Genomic DNA, 15,653 nt, shown 5'->3' with positions numbered 1-15,653 from the left:
CTGGCCGCCGCGTGCGGCCTATTTCGTTCTTCCTTAAGGGATTGAGCGCATCGTGACCGGGCCTAGACAGCACGAGGTTCCTGTATGAAGTCGGCATTGCCGCCGTTGGCCGATTCTCTCAGCCAGCATGAACTGCAGACAATGGCCTATACCGATCCGCTGACCGGGCTGGGCAACCGATATCGCCTGCGCGACAAGGTGCGCCAGCTTGCGGCCGAACGCGCTGCCGACCCGGCTCCGTTCACCATAGCCATCGCCAATCTCGACGGCTTCAAACCCATCAACGACCTGTTCGGCACGGACGCGGGTGACGAGATCCTGTGCCAGGTGGCACATCGGCTGAAGGCCTGTGTGCCCGATGGCGCGACCGTGACCCGACATGAGGGCGACGAGTTCGCCTTCGTGCTGCCGCTGATCTTCGAGCGCTCCGGCGCGGAAAAGATTGGCCAGATGATGCGCGAAGTGCTTTCGGCGCCCTATGACCTCGGCGATCGCAACGTGCGCCTCTCTGCCTCCTTCGGCTTTGCGGTCTACCCGTTCGCAGGCGAGGACTTCGACGACCTGCTGAAGAGCGCGGAAACCGCACTTTACCGTTCGAAGCGACGCGGTCGTGGCCAGATCACCGTCTATTCCAGCGAGATTGCGCTGGAGATGAAGCGCGCGACGCAGCTTGAACAAACGCTGCGCAATGCCATCATCGCTGATGCGGTGGATGTCCACTTCCAGCCGATCGTGCGCATTTCCGATGGCGCACCGGCCGGTTTCGAGGCGCTGGCGCGCTGGATAGACAAGGATCTGGGCTTCGTTTCGCCTGCCGTCTTCGTACCGCTGGCCGAAGAACGCGGCTTTATCGATACGCTCTCGGAAACCCTGCTGCGCAAGGCAGCGGAAGCCGCACTTTCCTGGCCGCGCGACCTCTTCCTGTCGTTCAACCTGTCCTCGGCGCAACTCATGGACCCCGGCACCACGCCGAACATTCTCTCGATCCTGCGCCGGGTCGGCCTCGATCCCAACCGGCTTGAGCTGGAGATCACCGAAACCGCCGTCATGACCAACGCCGATACCGCCCACCGGATCATCGAGGATCTGCGGGCGGCGGGCATCCGCATCTCGCTGGACGATTTCGGCACGGGTCAATCGAGCCTCGGGCGTCTGCGGGATTTCACGTTCGACAAGGTGAAGATCGACCGGGCTTTCGTCTCGCGTATTTCCACCGATCGGGCCAGCGAACACATCATCCGCGCCATCATCACCATGTGCGACGGTCTTGACCTTTCCGTCGTGGCCGAGGGGATCGAAACGGACGTGGAAGCCAGCATGCTGAAGGCGCTCGGCTGCCGCTACGGCCAGGGCTATCTGTTCGGCAAGCCAGTCGACGCAGCGGCAACCCTGGCCTATCTCGAACGCCATAACATGGAAATCCGGCACATCGACCGACTTGGTTGAGCGGTTGGGACGGCTCGCGCATCGGTGAAATGCGCGACCCATTACCGCACTTACGCATACAATCCGGCGTAGCGATTGTAGCGGACTGCACCCGTACATGCCTGTTTGCGGGTTTTATGTCGGAGTTTACGGTAAACTACATTCCGCATCTTGGCATTTGACGTCGAGTACAGCACCCTATTCCCGTGTTCTAGGGGGTGGTCATTTCGACCGGCGGTTTCATGCCGTCGCGTGGCCATTGTCGGGAATCAGGGCCTGACGCCGGCCGAGAACGCATTTCGATGCTACCCACCGCGTTTGCCGTCCGTAGATGCAAAACCACAGACATGAAGTGCGACACAAATGGAATTCGCTGACGATAGCACCGTCGCAGCACGACTCGAAAAAGTCGAAAACGAAATCAGTGGATTGGCCAGCCAGTTCGACGTTTTCCGCTTTCTCAAGCATCTGACCGAAAGCCGGGGATTGCGCGCCTTCATGGTGGTGTCCCTGCCGAACGAATTCGCCCAGGAACTGGCGGCTCACACACTGATTACCAACTGGCCGACCGAACTCCTGAGCCAGTACGATCAAGGCCGGCTCATTACCAAAAGCCCACTCTTTCACCGCCTGCGGGCCACAAGCCGCCCTTTTCATTTCGACACCCGCGGCCCCTCCTCCAACGAGGCCTATGGTGAACTCTTCGAGGCATTCGGCATGCGGCACGGCCTATGGTGCCCCACCCACAATGTGTCGGGGGAAATGGGCGCCGTCGGCTTTTTCGGCGACGCACCGCCGCAGACGCTCGACCGCATCGAACTCTCCTGGATCAGCACCGTGGTTTATGACCAACTCTACAACATCGGGCGCAAGATTTCTCCGGCCCGTGAGCTTTTGACCGAGCGGGAAGCTGCCTGCCTGACCTGGACCTCCGCCGGCAAGACCAGCGCCGAAATCGCGGAGATTCTCGGCCTGTCGGAACACACGGTCAACCACTACCTGAACCGCGTGACGCGCAAGCTCGATGCAGTCAACCGCACGCAGGCCGTCGCCAAGGCGCTCCGGCAGCATATTATCAAGTAGGGATAAGAATAAATTTTGGTCATTCGCGCATTTCGAGGGACCGCACCGCACAAAAACTGTGCAGGCAAGAATATCGCAACGCAACAAAAAATGACGCAAAGCGACAAACTACTGTTTTCATTGAATATTCGTAAAAAACTCGCATCTGGCACAAGTCCTGCATGTCTTTAAACAAGTCCAGAGGGGACGCCAACACGTATCCAAAAGAGATACGGATTTGCACCGCCGCTTTCGAGGGAACATGATGCTCCTGCCGGAAGCGGCGGTTTGCATTTGCGGGCTTACCGCCCGAAACAGGCGACACTGCCGTGCACTCCGGGAAATTTATCGTTGACGTACCGCCTCGCGCGGTTACAGCTTGCGGCACGTAAGGCCGCGACAACGGCATCCATTCCAGCAAGGCAGAACGAAATGGCAGACACGACCAGCGACCAGGTGCTCAAGGCGCTTTCCCGAATTGCGATCCCCGGCTCCAAGGCCGATATCGTCAGCGGCGGTCTGGTGTCGGACATTTTCATTTCCGACGGCAAGGTCTATTTCTCCATCACCGTGCCGGCCGAACGGGCCCGCGAACTGGAACCGTTGCGGGCGCAGGCCGAAAGCGCGGTAAAGACATTGCCCGGCGTGCGCGGCGCCGTCGTGTCGCTGACCGCCGACCGCAGGCCCACACCCGGCAATGCGCCTGCGCCCCGCCCTGCCGCGCCACATGCGCATGCACACGCCCCCGCGCCTGCCAAGCCCGGTATTCCCGGCATCAAGTCGATTCTCGCCGTCGCCTCCGGCAAGGGCGGTGTCGGCAAATCGACCACCGCTGTCAATCTGGCGCTGGCGCTGAAGGCGCAGGGGCTGAAAGTCGGCATTCTCGATGCGGATATCTACGGCCCCTCCCTGCCTCGTCTGATGGGCATTTCCGGCCGTCCGAAGCAGATCGACGGCCGCATCATCGTTCCCATGGAAAATTACGGCCTCAAGGTCATGTCGATGGGCTTTCTCGTGGATGAGGAGGCCGCGATGATCTGGCGCGGACCGATGGTGCAGTCGGCGCTTCTGCAGATGCTGCGCGAAGTGGCCTGGGGCGATCTCGATGTGCTGGTGGTGGACATGCCGCCCGGCACAGGCGACGTGCAGTTGACGATGGCGCAGCAGGTGCCGCTGGCCGGCGCCGTCATCGTTTCAACCCCGCAGGACCTTGCCCTGATCGACGCGCGCAAGGGCATCACGATGTTCAACAAGGTGCAGGTGCCGGTTCTCGGCGTCATCGAGAACATGAGTTATTTCATCGCACCCGACACCGGCCGACGCTACGATATTTTCGGACATGGCGGCGCACGGGCGGAAGCGGAGCGTATCGGCGCGCCCTTCCTCGGTGAAGTGCCGCTGACCATGACAATCCGCGAAGCCTCCGATGCCGGCAAACCGGTGGTCGCTGTCGATCCCGATGGTGAGCAGGCCAAGGCCTACCTCGCCATCGCCGAAAGGGTTCAGGCCGCCATGGCCGGACAGAAGATTGCCCCGCCGCCGGCCATCATCTTCGAATAAGCCGCTTTTGGCTCAGGTCGCATCGGGGTTTTCCGGCGTGTCGTCCTGACGGATTTCAATCCGCCGGGAAGACATCGCCGAGTCGGGCTTCTTGGGCAGCGTTACCGTCAGCACCCCCTTGTCGAAATGGGCGGAGATCGTCGGTTCATCGACATTTCCGGGGATGCGGATCGTGCGTTCGAACGATCCGTAACGCCGTTCAGTGACGTGGCGAAGGTCCGTCTCTCCGGTCGTCGGCGCCTTCTTCTCGCCCCTCAGAACCAGCACCCCCTTGCCAACCGTGAGTTCGACATCCGTTTCATCGATGCCGGGCAACTCGACGGTGAGGAGAATGACACTCTCCTTTTCAACGATGTCGATCACGGGCATAAGACCCTCCGTTCCGGCACCGCCCCACGGGGAGCGGCTTGAGAAAAAGCCGTCAAGGATTTCACTCAGTTCCTGGCGCCAATCGGCAAACAGCCGTTCATCGACCGGGCCGGGCCTGCTTTCGCTTGTCCTGTCGCTCATGATGTCCTCCTTGCATCAGGAACCATCCAGCGTCTTTCCGCGGCACCTGATGGTCCGCTGTAACGTTTCCTTCAAAATGGTGCGGCCGTACTGGTGGGGAAGTGACGTAGCGTCGCAGCCCTTCCCGCCGGCTGACCCAAAGGGGGGCTTCACGCCGCCTTGAAAACGTCATAAGAGTGCGATCGCTTGGGCAGACGCGGGGCTTTGAAACGCTTGATCAGTGCTTATGGCGTAAGTGGCGCCGCGACACGGCTTAGTCCGGATGATGGCTTGCAGTCCCTTCCTGACGACATCGTCTGGATCGACCTGTTCCAGCCGCTGCGGGAAGAAGAATCGTTCCTTGAAGGCCTGCTGCGCATCGAGCTGCCGACCCGCGAGGACATGAAGGACATAGAACCTTCGAGCCGGCTCTACACCGAAAACGGCGCAACCTTCATGACCGGTTCGGTCATCTGGAAATCCGATACGGATGCGCCTGAACTCGCGGATATCGCCTTCATTCTCACTGGAAACCGGCTAGTGACGATCCGTTACGGCAACCCGCGCTCTTTCGCGCTGTTTGCCGCCGGCCTGCAACGCCTGCCGGAAAACTGCCGTTCCGGCCCGGTTCTTCTGGCGCGCCTGCTGGAGACCATCGCCGACCGGACCGCCGAGATCCTTGAACAGACCGTGGCGAAGATGGACACGCTGTCCACCCAGGTCTTCGGTGGCGGCAGCCGCGGCAAGCGCCGCCCGCCGCGCTATCTGGAAGACCGGCTTCTCGATGTGGCCGCCCATCACCGCATGGTGTCGAAGACGCGCGACAGCCTGGGCTCGCTCGGCCGCCTGCTCTCCTTCGTGCAGTCCGTTCCGGCTGTGGCTCAGGACGAACAGGCCCACGAACTCTGCGCCACCGTGCTTAGGGATGTCCATTCGTTGTCTGAACACGCATCCTTTATTTCGGGAAACATAACCTTCCTGCTCGATGCCTCGCTCGGGCTCATCAATGTCGAGCAGAATGCGATCATCAAGATCTTCTCCATTGCCTCTGTGGTCTTCCTGCCACCGACGCTGGTGGCCTCGGTTTACGGCATGAACTTCCAGTTCATGCCTGAACTGAACTGGAGCTTCGGCTATCCGTTGGCCCTGCTGATGATGCTGATCTCCGCTATCGTTCCCTTTTTTGTCTTTCGCTGGAAAGGCTGGCTCTGAGAGCCTGAACCCTCATGCAGACACACACACCTTCACTCGAAGAAGACGACAAAGGCGGTTTGCGCAAACTCCTCGGTCTGGCGCTCGGCTCGGTCGGCATCGTTTATGGCGATATCGGCACGAGCCCGCTCTATGCCTTCCGTGAAGCGCTGAAACCCATTGCCCATGACGGGCTGGAACGCGCGGAAATCATTGCGTTGACGTCGCTGATGATCTGGTCTTTGACAATCATCGTGACGGTGAAATACGTGCTGCTTCTGTTGCGCGCCGATAACGGTGGCGAAGGTGGCACACTGTCACTGCTGGCGCTCCTGATGAAAAAGCGCGCGCCCCACGGCACGCTGCTGATGATTCTCGGGCTGATCGGCGCGGCGCTGTTTCTGGGCGACGCCATGATCACGCCGGCGCTTTCGGTTCTTTCGGCGGTGGAAGGCCTGAAACTCGTCTACCCCACCACCGAGCACTATATCGTGCCGATTGCACTGGCGATCCTGATCGGGCTCTTCATCGTACAATCGCGGGGAACGGGCGCCATCGCCAAATTTTTCGGGCCGATCACGGCCCTGTGGTTCATCGTCATGGCGCTTGGCGGCATCATGCATATTTCCGACGATTTCGAAATCCTGTCTGCCTTCAACCCTGCCCACGCCATTACTTTCATGGTCGATGAGGGCTGGCTCGGTATCATCGTTCTCGGCGCGGTGTTCCTGACGGTGACGGGCGCCGAAGCGCTTTATGCCGATCTCGGGCATTTCGGGCGGCTGCCGATCCAGCTTGCCTGGTCCGTTCTGGTCTTCCCGGCCCTTGCCCTCAACTATCTCGGTCAGGGCGCCATGGTCCTGCAGCATCCGGAGGCCGGCTCCGATCCGTTCTTCCTGATGTTCCCGGAATGGAGCATCCTGCCGGTCGTGGTGCTGGCCACCATCGCCACCGTCATCGCCAGCCAGGCGGTGATCACCGGCGCCTTCTCGCTGGTCAGCCAGGCAATCCACCTCGGCTTTCTGCCGCGCATGTCCATTCTCTTCACCTCGGAGACCAATACCGGGCAAATCTTCCTTCCGGCGGTCAATTCTCTGCTGATGCTCGGCGTGATGGGGCTGGTGCTGGCCTTCGGCAGTTCCGAGAAACTTGCCACCGCCTACGGCATCTCGGTGACGGGGGCGATGGTGGTGACGACCATCATGTTTTTCCAGTTCCTGCGTACGGCGTGGAAGTGGCCGCTGGCACTGGCCGCGCTGGCTCTTTCGCCCTTCATGGCGCTCGAACTGGTCTTTCTCGGCGCCAACATGTTCAAGATTCATGACGGCGGCTATATCCCCGTCATGTTCGCCGCCTGCTTTACACTGGTGATGCTGAGCTGGCGTCGTGGCACAGGCATTCTGCTGGCGAAAACCCGCCGCACCGATGTGCCGCTCGAAGTTTTCGTGACCTCGCTGGAGCGGCCAAGCGACCACGCGCCGACCGAAGTGCCCGGCACTGCCATCTTCCTGACATCGGACCCGGAATTCACGCCGGCGGCCCTGTTGCATAACCTGAAGCACAACCACGTCATTCACGCCCGCAACATGATCCTGACGATCCGCACGCTGAACGTGCCGCATCTGGGCGGCGAAGCGCCTTTCGTGGTGGAGAAGATTTCGGAACGCTTCAGCCGCATCGAACTGCGCTTCGGCTATATGGAAACGCAGAACGTTTCGCAGGCGCTCGGCTTGATGCGCAAGGGCGGGGTGAAGTTCGACATCATGTCGACCTCCTTCTATCTCGGTCGCCGCAAGCTGGTGCCCGATCCGAAGTCGGCCATGCCGCGCTGGCAGAACCGGTTGTTCATCATAATGGCCAACAATGCCGCCGACCCTTCCGACTATTTCCGCCTGCCGGCCAATCGCGTGGTGGAAATGGGCTCGCACGTCTTCATCTGACGCGCACCTGCGGTCGGCACGCCCTACAGCGCGATGCCGGCCATGCCTTCGGCAAAGAAGCGGCGAACGACGCCTTCGATCATATCCGGGCTGACGGGTTTAAGGATGACCTCGTCCATGCCATCGAGCAGGCAGGCCTCCCGGTCGCCATCCGTGGCGCGGGCCAGAACGCCGACGATCGGCACATGGCCACCGATGACCGCCTCCTGCCGGCGGATGCGGCGGGCGACCTCGTTACCGGAAATATCGGGCAGCGTCGTATCCAGAAGAATGACGCGCGGCGCACTTTCGCGCCAGTGGTGCTGCGCCTCCTCGCCGGTCGTCGCCAGAAGGTAGGAATAGCCCAGCCCTTCGAGGATCTGCGAAAAGACGATACGATTGACCTCGTTATCCTCGACCACCAGCACATCGAGCCCCGGCGGCACGGGCTCCGGTGCCGGCGGCGACCCTGCCGTGACATGCTCGGCGGCCTGCTGAAGCGGATTGCCGGATATGCTGTCCGCCACCTTGCGCCGGTTCTGCTTGCGGGCAATCGCAAAGGCCAGTTCATTGGCGATCTGCCAGTTGTCGAGCGCAAGGGCCTCGACCCCATAACGATCCACCAGTTCGAGGCAGGCAACATCCATGTCGCTGTCGAGCACGACGAGATCGATGGCGACATTCGCCGACTTCGCCACATCCAGAAACGCGGCCAGTTCATCGGGATTGCGCACGGAGCAGGAATCGAAGCCGAGGCGGGTCAGCACCCGCAACGCGCGCGCTTCAAGCACGGCATCCCCCGTCACCAGCAGGATGCGCTGGCCCGGCATGGCAAGAAGCGTATCGTAATTCATGCTGCGATCGGGAACCTCGCCCCCTCTGGCCGATGGGAGGTTCTCGAAACTGCTGCCTTCCACCAGGCCGGTCACATCCTGCGGCACCGTGACCAGGAAACAACGACCCGGTTTGCCAACCCGCCATTTGTGGGTGAGAAACAGCATATCCTCGCCGTCATCACCCTTCACATGCTCGGGAAACATGATTGGTGCGCCGGTATCCATGACCCGCCGGTCGCTCAATTCGAACATCCGCGCCAGTTCCGGCGGCAGGATATCGCGATCCGTGCGGCCGATGATTTCTTCCGGTTCGCGCTTGAACAGCTTGCACATGGAGCGGTTGACGGCAGCATAGGTCAGGTTGCGATCCTTGACCGAAATGGGGAACGGCAGGCTGTCGAGAATTTCCTCGGTCAGTTGCACACGCTCGAGATCGATGCGCCACTGGTCCTCGCGCTTCGTCTCCTCGCTGACGTCTCGCATCAGGCAGATGCCGTAGCCCGATGGCATGCGCCGTGTCACGAGACGAACCCAGCGCTCCTGACCGAAGCGTTCGACGCTGTCGGAGCGCTCCTTCCAGTGGCGGGCAATCTGGGCGGACAGCCAGCCTTCACGACCGCCGGTGCGATCGGTCGGGGCGCCCATGGCAAAACGGGCGCCGCTGTCATAAACGGCGCCAAGGAAATCGCGCAGCCGCGTACCGGGGTTCAGGACACCGGCGGGTACCGGAAAAAACTGAAGAACGACGGGACTGGCGAAAACGATAAGATCATTGCGGTCATAGATAAAGATGGCGGCGGCAAGGCCCTCACTGAGCGCCTCCAGCACAGCCGTCTGAATGTTCGCGTCAGGTGACGCCCCATTCTCCATCCAGTCCCCCTTTTGGGTGCGGCGACACGATGTCGGCGCATTCCCATCCCTCGCAACGGAGGATCGACCCGAACGCCGGTTCACGCCAGATAGAACCGGGGCGGGCAATTGGTGAGATCATGCCGGTGGAAGGGTACTGAAGCGGGATGGTGCTTTGGGGTGACGGACCGGCGAGCCGTCTTTGCACATTTGCCCTGAAGGGCCAAATTCCCGAAGTCATTTCAGACAAGCCGAAACTAATCGACTTGTCTTAAATTGCAATTAATACCGTTGATAGAACGCATTTTTCGAACTTATGTCGCCGGCCGGCTTCCCAGAACGGAGCGAATCCGGGAAAATGCGGCCATGAAAATTCACCTTCTGCCCGAAACGCTCATCAACCAGATCGCCGCCGGCGAGGTCATCGAACGGCCCGCCAGCGCCGCTAAGGAACTGATCGAGAACGCCATCGATGCCGGCGCGAGCCGCATCGAGATCGCCACCGGGGGTGGCGGCAAGGCGCTGCTGCGCATCACCGACAACGGTTCGGGCATGGACGAGGCGGATCTGGCGCTCGCCGTACGGCGGCATTGCACCTCCAAGATTTCCACCCATCTGGACGATATCCGCACGCTCGGCTTTCGCGGCGAGGCGCTGCCGTCCATCGGTTCGGTGGCCAAGGTGACGATCACCAGCCGACCGCCGGGCGCCAGCACCGGCTTTTCCGTGTCCGTGACCGGCGGCGCCGTCTCCGAAATTCGCCCCGCGCCTGCCAATCCCGGCACCGTGGTGGAAGTCCGCGACCTGTTCTATGCCACGCCCGCCCGCCTCAAGTTTCTCAAGACAGAACGGGCGGAAGCCTCCGCCATTACGGAAATCGTCAAGCGCATGGCGATTGCCTTTCCGGCGGTGCGGTTCGTGCTGTCCGGCAGCGACCGGCAGACGCTGGAATTTCCGGCCACGGGCGAGGACCGGCTGGCCCGCATTGCACAAATTCTCGGCGAGGAGTTCCGCGACAACGCCATCGAACTCGATGCCGAGCGCGAGGGCGTCAGCCTGACCGGCCATGCCGGCGTTCCAACCTTCAACCGGGGCAATTCCGCGCATCAATATGCCTTCGTCAACGGGCGGCCGGTGGCCGACAAGCTGATCATGTCGGCCTTGCGCGCCGCCTATGCCGAAACCGTGCCGCAAGGGCGTTATCCCGTTGCAGTGCTGTCGCTGACGCTCGATCCCGCACTGGTGGACGTCAACGTGCACCCCGCCAAATCGGATGTGCGTTTCCGCGATCCCGGCCTTATCCGCGGCCTCATCATCGGTGCAATCCGCGAGGCGCTGAGCCGGGAGGGCGACCGGGCCTCGACGCGCGGCGCGAGCCACATGCTTTCCTCCTTCCGGCCCGGCTTTTCACCGCGCCATGCCGCACCCGCCCAGAACTGGACGCCCGCTGCCTCACCCTATCGCCCTCTGACGGCCTCCGCCCCCGTTATCAATCAGAATGCTTTCGACGGATTGGCCGAACCTTCGGCGCGGATGGAGCGCACGGAAAGCCCCCTGCCCGCGACCAGGGCCGAGGAACCGCAGAACTTTCCGCTGGGCGCTGCCCGCGCGCAGGTGCATGAGAACTACATCGTCGCCCAGACCGCCGACGGGCTGGTGATCGTAGACCAGCACGCCGCCCATGAACGGCTGGTGTTCGAGGCGTTGCGCCGGGCCTATGCCGACCGGCGCGTGCCCTCGCAGGCGCTGCTCATTCCCGAGATCGTCGATCTGCCGGAGGAAGACTGTGACCGGTTGATGGACCACGCCGAGGAATTCGACCGCATGGGTCTCGCCATCGAACGCTTCGGTCCCGGCGCCATTGCCGTACGCGAGACACCGGCCATGCTGGGCGAGACGAATGCCGCCGGTCTTCTGCGCCAGCTTGCCGACGAGATTGCCGAATGGGACGTGGCCTCGACGCTTTCCGGCAAGCTGGACTACGTGGCCGCGACCATGGCCTGCCACGGTTCTGTGCGCTCCGGCCGGCGACTGCGCCCGGAAGAAATGAATGCGCTTTTGCGCCAGATGGAGGCGACCCCAGGTTCCGGCCAGTGCAATCACGGCCGGCCCACCTATATCGAACTCAAGCTGGCCGATATCGAACGGCTGTTCGGACGGTCGTGACGATGACGCTTTCACCAGTCGCCAACGGGAGTACCCCGCAACATTTGCAGGGGGGCGCGTACTGAAATGGCTGGCAATCGCCTTCTCGCGGCGTTATGGCAAAGAAGTACACGCGGCAGGAGACAGAGGATGAACCGGTTCGACATGGCAAGCGCACGGGAAGCCAAGGTGAAATATCTGGACGGCGATTTCCAGATCATGACGCATGGCGCTTATGTGGTCTGCGCCATCACCGGCAAGCATATCCCGCTGGATGAGTTGCGCTACTGGAGCGTGGCCCGGCAGGAAGCCTATGCGGATGCCACCGCCTCCTTCGAAGCCGAAAAGCGCGCTGGCGCGCTCCCCATCCAGAACCCGGGCCAGTGATAGAACATCTGCGGTGATTACGGGATCGCCAGAAATGCTCTATCATTTTGTTTCTGCTACATTATCCTACGCAGAAGCGAGCACGCTTCGGCTGGAAACGTTCTAACCCAGCCGCGCCCTGCCTGCTGCGATGGCGGCGGCAATGATGGCCTGCGGCGCTTGCGGGTCCGCAAAGGCCATTTCCACCTCCACCACCCGCATCCGGTTCAACAGCTCCGCGGCCAGTCCGGCGCGACCGGCAAGACGCACCGCATCCTTTGCGGTGGTAACAAGCTTCAGGTCACCGGCGTCCGCATCCTTCAGAAGCGCGGCAATCTCCGCATCCGCCAGCGGCGCGTGATCGGCAAAGTCGCGGCGCACCACCACCTCCGCCCCCAGTTCCTCCAGCGTGCGCTGGAATTTTCCGGGGTCGGCGATACCGGCGAAGGCCAGAACCCGCGCGCCCTGAAGACCGGGCGCTTCAGCCGGCCTGAGCGCGGCGGTGAAGACCGGCTTTCCGGTTGCCGCGAAATCGGCGGCGAGTGCCGCCCCTGCCTGCCCTTCCCCGACAATCAAAAGGGCGGAGGCCGCCGGTCTCTGGACCGAAAGCGGCACACGCAGAGGACCAGCAGGAAACACAAGACCATTGCCCACGCCGCGCCGGGCATCCGCGACAATCAACGCGTAATCGATGGCGATGCGGGCGCTCTGGAAGCCGTCATCCATGAGAATGAGGTCGACCCCCCGCTCGGCAAGCAGGCGTGCACCTTCCACCCGGGTGCGGGAGATGGCCGTCAGCGCGACACCGGCCAGAAGCAGGGGTTCATCTCCCACATCCGCTGCCGTGTAGCGGGCGGAATCGACCAGAACCGCCGTACCGATGCTTCCGCCATAACCGCGCGACAGAAAGCCGGGGGTGAGGCCCATGGCCTTCGCGGCCTTGGCGAGCGCCAGCGCCGTCGGCGTCTTGCCAGCGCCGCCAAGCGTGAAATTACCGATGCAGAGAACCGGAACGGCAGCCGGAAAACCGCGCGCCTGGCGCACGCGGTAACCGGAGACGAGGCCGTAAATGGCAGCGATGGGAGCAAGGCACAGGGCCTGCCAGCCGGGTTTCGTCCACCAGAATGACGGAGGTGCGGCCATCATCGGCGTTGGCTCCCTCCAGAAACGCCCGCTTTCCCGGCAAAGCCGCTCACTGGGCGGCAGCCCTCGGCTCCAGCCGCGCTTTCATCGCCAGCGGGTTGACGTGGGGTTCCAGCGCCCGCAGCGTGGCAGACAAAGCACCGCGCATATCCTGCACCGTGGCCTGCCCTGCATCGATCATCCGCAAGCGGGCGATATCATTGGTGAGAAGGTAATGCACTGCCTTCGCCAGCACTTCCACATCCTTGACGATGCGGGCGCCGCCATTGCGTACCAGCTTCTGATAGGCATCGCGGAAATTCTCGACATGAGGGCCGGAAAGAACGGCGCAACCGATGCTTGCCGGTTCCATCGGGTTCTGGCCGCCCGTTTCCGTCAGCAGCGAGCGACCGGCGAAGGCGAGATCGGTGAGGCGAAGGTAAAGGCCCATTTCGCCGATCGTGTCGCCGAGGAAAATATCCGTTTCCGGCGTTATGGCATCACCACGGCTGCGGCGCGCCACCTTCAGGTCCTTTTCCAGCAGCATCGCTTCGATTTCGTCGCTCCGTTCGGGGTGACGCGGTACGATGATGGTAAGCTGGTCGTTATGGGCCTTCAGCGCGCGATGCACCATGGCGGCGGCCTTTTCCTCACCATCGAAGGTGGAAATCGCCGCCCAGGTCTTGCGGCTGCCAATCTGCTGGCGATAGCGGGTCAGCTCGGCCTGATTGACAGGCAAAGGCTCGGCATCCCCCTTGAGATTACCGGAGACGACGACAGGCCACGCGCCCAGATCGCGGTAACGCTCGCCATCGATGTCCGATTGCGCCACGACCAGTGAAAGCTTGGAAAACAGAAGCTCGGCCATGGACTGATAGCGCATCCAGCGGCCAAACGAACGATCCGACATGCGGGCATTGACCCGCACCTGCGCAATATGGCGGGCCTGAAGCTCCACCATGGTCGTCGGCCAGATTTCCGATTCCGCCATCACCGCCACATCCGGACGCCAGTAATCGAGGAAGCGGCCGACGGCCGGCTTCAGATCGAGGGGCATGTATTGATGGATGACGTCGGCACCAAGCCGCTCGGCCGCCACCTGCGCCGAGGTGACCGTGCCCGTGGTGAGAAGAACCGCGATATCGAGGCGACGAAGCTCACGCACCAGCGCAATCACGGAAAGCATTTCGCCGACGCTTGCTGCATGAATCCAGATCAGCGGTCCCTGCGGACGGGCCGCTCCGGCATAACCGAACCGCTCGGCCTTGCGCTTGCGGTCTTCCTTGCCCTTGGCGGTTCGCCAGAGCAGGTAGAACGAGGCCAGCGGGTAGGCGCAGACACCAAGGCCGCGATAGGTCATCAACGCGAGACGGGCCATGGCATTGCTCATGACTGTCGCTCCCGACGGGCCAGACCCGTCATTCCAGATGCCCGTCGATCCGCCTTTAAGGGCGTTGCTGCTGCCACCGCAATATCCTTATTTTCTCCACTCGCCCTTTCGCGAAGAGCGCGTGTTGATGACCCCGGAATGCGTCGAAATTTAAGCGGCGGAGCCTTCGGCCCGCTCGCTTTTTCGTGATGTTACGGCGCCAGAAGCTTGTGCATGTGAACGATGAAGTAACGCATGTGGGCGTTGTCCACCGTCTGCTGGGCCTTGCCCTTCCAGGCGACAAGCGCGCTGGCGTAATCCGGGAAGATACCGACGATGTCGAGCTTGCTCAGATCCTTGAACTGGACGTCTTCGAGATGTTCCAGTTCGCCGCCGAACACCAGATGCAGCAGTTGCTTGTTCTTGTCGCTATCCGTCATCTTACAGTCTCTTCCATTGTCTGACTTCGTTCATTCATCTGCTGGATTCCGGGCCAAACGTCAACCTTTGCCGGGCCAGGAAAAGTGCCGCAGGAGAGGCTCCTGAAGGGGTTTGGCCACCGCGCACAGAAAGCCGTGCGAAACCACCGGGCGATTGTAGGCTACCGGCTTTGCGTTGCAATCCGAAAGAACCCCGCCAGCGCATTCAAGCACAAGTTCTGCAGCCGCAATGTCCCAGTCATGGGCGTTGGGCTTCACCAGCGTCGCATCCAGCCGTCCGTCGGCCACCATGGCGAGCCGATAGGCGAGCGATGGCACATGCGGCGCGCGCTCGACCCGGGCTGCAAACCCTGAGTCGAAGTGGCCGAGCATGTCCTTGGCACAGGCGATTTTCAGCTTTGCCGCAGGCTCGGCACCCTTCACGGTGATCTGCTTGCCGTTCTTCAACGCCATGCCATCCGCCACCGCCGAGAACTCCTCGTCCATGACCGGCGCATAAAGCACGCCCGCCACCGGACGCCCGCGATGGACGACGGCGACACTGACGACCCAGGTCGGTTCGCCGGCGATGAAGGCGCGGGTTCCATCGATGGGATCGATCACGAACAGCGTCTCGCAATCCAGCCGCGCCGGATCGTCGTCGCTTTCTTCCGAAAGCCAGCCATAGCCGGGGCGCGCGGCCCGCAGGCGTTCGTCCAGAAGCCGGTTGGCGGCGAAATCGGCCTCGGTTACCGGCGAATGGCCGCCATTCTTCCAGGTGACTTCCGGCTCCTTGCGAAAATAGCCCATCGCCACCTCGCCCGCCGCCCGTGCAGCCTGCGAAAGCAGCGCCAGATCGTCGTCCCAGGGGCCCGGATTTGTCGCGTGGAGCCGGGTCATG

General features: G+C 62.1%; 13 protein-coding genes. 7 read left to right on the top strand and 6 right to left on the bottom strand.

The annotated features are described in order from the left end of the window. Positions 1–84 precede the first annotated feature (84 nt). The 3 genes from GGQ66_RS14125 to apbC all read left to right on the top strand — a co-directional run bounded on the left by GGQ66_RS14125 (position 85) and on the right by apbC (position 4,047). The gene (locus GGQ66_RS14125; protein ID WP_183793370.1) at positions 85–1,446 is read left to right on the top strand and encodes a putative bifunctional diguanylate cyclase/phosphodiesterase; all 1,362 of its coding nucleotides are present in this window, start codon (positions 85–87) and stop codon (positions 1,444–1,446) included. 342 nt (positions 1,447–1,788) lie between these two features. After that, complete coding sequence (locus GGQ66_RS14120; protein WP_183793369.1) at positions 1,789–2,508, top strand: helix-turn-helix transcriptional regulator; 720 nt, start codon at positions 1,789–1,791, stop codon at positions 2,506–2,508. 411 nt (positions 2,509–2,919) lie between these two features. Then, positions 2,920–4,047: an iron-sulfur cluster carrier protein ApbC gene (apbC, locus tag GGQ66_RS14115; protein WP_183793368.1), complete on the top strand. Its 1,128-nt coding sequence runs from the start codon at positions 2,920–2,922 to the stop codon at positions 4,045–4,047. Positions 4,048–4,059: 12 nt separating this feature from the next. Here apbC and GGQ66_RS14110 read toward each other — a convergent pair whose 3' ends face one another. After that, positions 4,060–4,557: an Hsp20/alpha crystallin family protein gene (locus GGQ66_RS14110; protein ID WP_183793367.1), complete on the bottom strand. Its 498-nt coding sequence runs from the start codon at positions 4,555–4,557 to the stop codon at positions 4,060–4,062. Positions 4,558–4,770: 213 nt separating this feature from the next. Between GGQ66_RS14110 and GGQ66_RS14105 the strand changes: the two genes are divergently transcribed. Together GGQ66_RS14105 and GGQ66_RS14100 are read left to right on the top strand one after the other, a co-directional pair. Next, on the top strand, positions 4,771–5,748 hold the full coding sequence (locus GGQ66_RS14105; protein WP_183793475.1) for a magnesium transporter CorA family protein: 978 nt from the start codon (positions 4,771–4,773) through the stop codon (positions 5,746–5,748). A gap of 14 nt (positions 5,749–5,762) precedes the next feature. Beyond that, positions 5,763–7,667: a potassium transporter Kup gene (locus GGQ66_RS14100; RefSeq protein WP_183793366.1), complete on the top strand. Its 1,905-nt coding sequence runs from the start codon at positions 5,763–5,765 to the stop codon at positions 7,665–7,667. Positions 7,668–7,690: 23 nt separating this feature from the next. Here the strand turns inward: GGQ66_RS14100 and GGQ66_RS14095 are convergent, their stop codons facing one another. After that, positions 7,691–9,352, bottom strand: a complete 1,662-nt coding sequence (locus GGQ66_RS14095; protein ID WP_183793365.1) for a response regulator — start codon at positions 9,350–9,352, stop codon at positions 7,691–7,693. A 345-nt stretch (positions 9,353–9,697) separates the two neighbouring features. Here GGQ66_RS14095 and mutL point away from each other — a divergent pair, with 345 nt between their 5' ends. Together mutL and GGQ66_RS14085 are read left to right on the top strand one after the other, a co-directional pair. Beyond that, entirely contained in the window at positions 9,698–11,497 is a 1,800-nt protein-coding gene (gene mutL, locus GGQ66_RS14090) for a DNA mismatch repair endonuclease MutL (protein WP_183793364.1), read from the top strand. A gap of 129 nt (positions 11,498–11,626) precedes the next feature. Then, positions 11,627–11,863 (top strand): DUF2093 domain-containing protein, encoded by a 237-nt coding sequence (locus tag GGQ66_RS14085; protein ID WP_183793363.1) that lies wholly within the window; start codon positions 11,627–11,629, stop codon positions 11,861–11,863. 102 nt (positions 11,864–11,965) lie between these two features. Here GGQ66_RS14085 and lpxK read toward each other — a convergent pair whose 3' ends face one another. The 4 genes from lpxK to GGQ66_RS14065 form a co-directional block, all read right to left on the bottom strand. Continuing rightward, entirely contained in the window at positions 11,966–12,988 is a 1,023-nt protein-coding gene (gene lpxK, locus GGQ66_RS14080) for a tetraacyldisaccharide 4'-kinase (RefSeq protein WP_183793362.1), read from the bottom strand. 46 nt (positions 12,989–13,034) lie between these two features. Continuing rightward, positions 13,035–14,354, bottom strand: coding sequence for a lipid IV(A) 3-deoxy-D-manno-octulosonic acid transferase (gene waaA / locus GGQ66_RS14075; RefSeq protein ID WP_183793361.1), 1,320 nt, complete (start codon positions 14,352–14,354; stop codon positions 13,035–13,037). A 191-nt stretch (positions 14,355–14,545) separates the two neighbouring features. Then, positions 14,546–14,773 carry a DUF4170 domain-containing protein gene (locus GGQ66_RS14070; RefSeq protein ID WP_183793360.1) on the bottom strand — a complete coding sequence of 76 codons (228 nt, stop codon included), beginning with the start codon at positions 14,771–14,773 and terminating at the stop codon, positions 14,546–14,548. Between the two features lie 60 nt (positions 14,774–14,833). Beyond that, a complete protein-coding gene (locus tag GGQ66_RS14065; protein WP_183793474.1) occupies positions 14,834–15,652 on the bottom strand; it encodes a 3'(2'),5'-bisphosphate nucleotidase CysQ in 819 nt (272 codons plus the stop codon). Between the last annotated feature and the right edge of the window lies 1 nt (position 15,653).

Source organism: Allorhizobium borbori (assembly GCF_014196535.1).
GTDB lineage: Bacteria > Pseudomonadota > Alphaproteobacteria > Rhizobiales > Rhizobiaceae > Ectorhizobium > Ectorhizobium borbori.
Note: the sequence above shows the minus strand (reverse complement) of the source record. Positions and strands in the feature narration are given on the sequence as shown.

What these genes read in the sequence shown, in the direction of transcription:
- GGQ66_RS14100 (WP_183793366.1), top strand. Translation starts at nt 5,763, where the DNA reads ATGCAGACACACACACCTTCACTCGAAGAAGACGACAAAGGCGGTTTG.
- GGQ66_RS14070 (WP_183793360.1), bottom strand. Translation starts at nt 14,773, where the DNA reads ATGACGGATAGCGACAAGAACAAGCAACTGCTGCATCTGGTGTTCGGC.
- GGQ66_RS14095 (WP_183793365.1), bottom strand. Translation starts at nt 9,352, where the DNA reads ATGGAGAATGGGGCGTCACCTGACGCGAACATTCAGACGGCTGTGCTG.
- GGQ66_RS14120 (WP_183793369.1), top strand. Translation starts at nt 1,789, where the DNA reads ATGGAATTCGCTGACGATAGCACCGTCGCAGCACGACTCGAAAAAGTC.
- GGQ66_RS14110 (WP_183793367.1), bottom strand. Translation starts at nt 4,557, where the DNA reads ATGAGCGACAGGACAAGCGAAAGCAGGCCCGGCCCGGTCGATGAACGG.
- GGQ66_RS14125 (WP_183793370.1), top strand. Translation starts at nt 85, where the DNA reads ATGAAGTCGGCATTGCCGCCGTTGGCCGATTCTCTCAGCCAGCATGAA.
- apbC (WP_183793368.1), top strand. Translation starts at nt 2,920, where the DNA reads ATGGCAGACACGACCAGCGACCAGGTGCTCAAGGCGCTTTCCCGAATT.
- lpxK (WP_183793362.1), bottom strand. Translation starts at nt 12,988, where the DNA reads ATGATGGCCGCACCTCCGTCATTCTGGTGGACGAAACCCGGCTGGCAG.
- mutL (WP_183793364.1), top strand. Translation starts at nt 9,698, where the DNA reads ATGAAAATTCACCTTCTGCCCGAAACGCTCATCAACCAGATCGCCGCC.
- waaA (WP_183793361.1), bottom strand. Translation starts at nt 14,354, where the DNA reads ATGAGCAATGCCATGGCCCGTCTCGCGTTGATGACCTATCGCGGCCTT.
- GGQ66_RS14065 (WP_183793474.1), bottom strand. Translation starts at nt 15,652, where the DNA reads ATGACCCGGCTCCACGCGACAAATCCGGGCCCCTGGGACGACGATCTG.
- GGQ66_RS14085 (WP_183793363.1), top strand. Translation starts at nt 11,627, where the DNA reads ATGAACCGGTTCGACATGGCAAGCGCACGGGAAGCCAAGGTGAAATAT.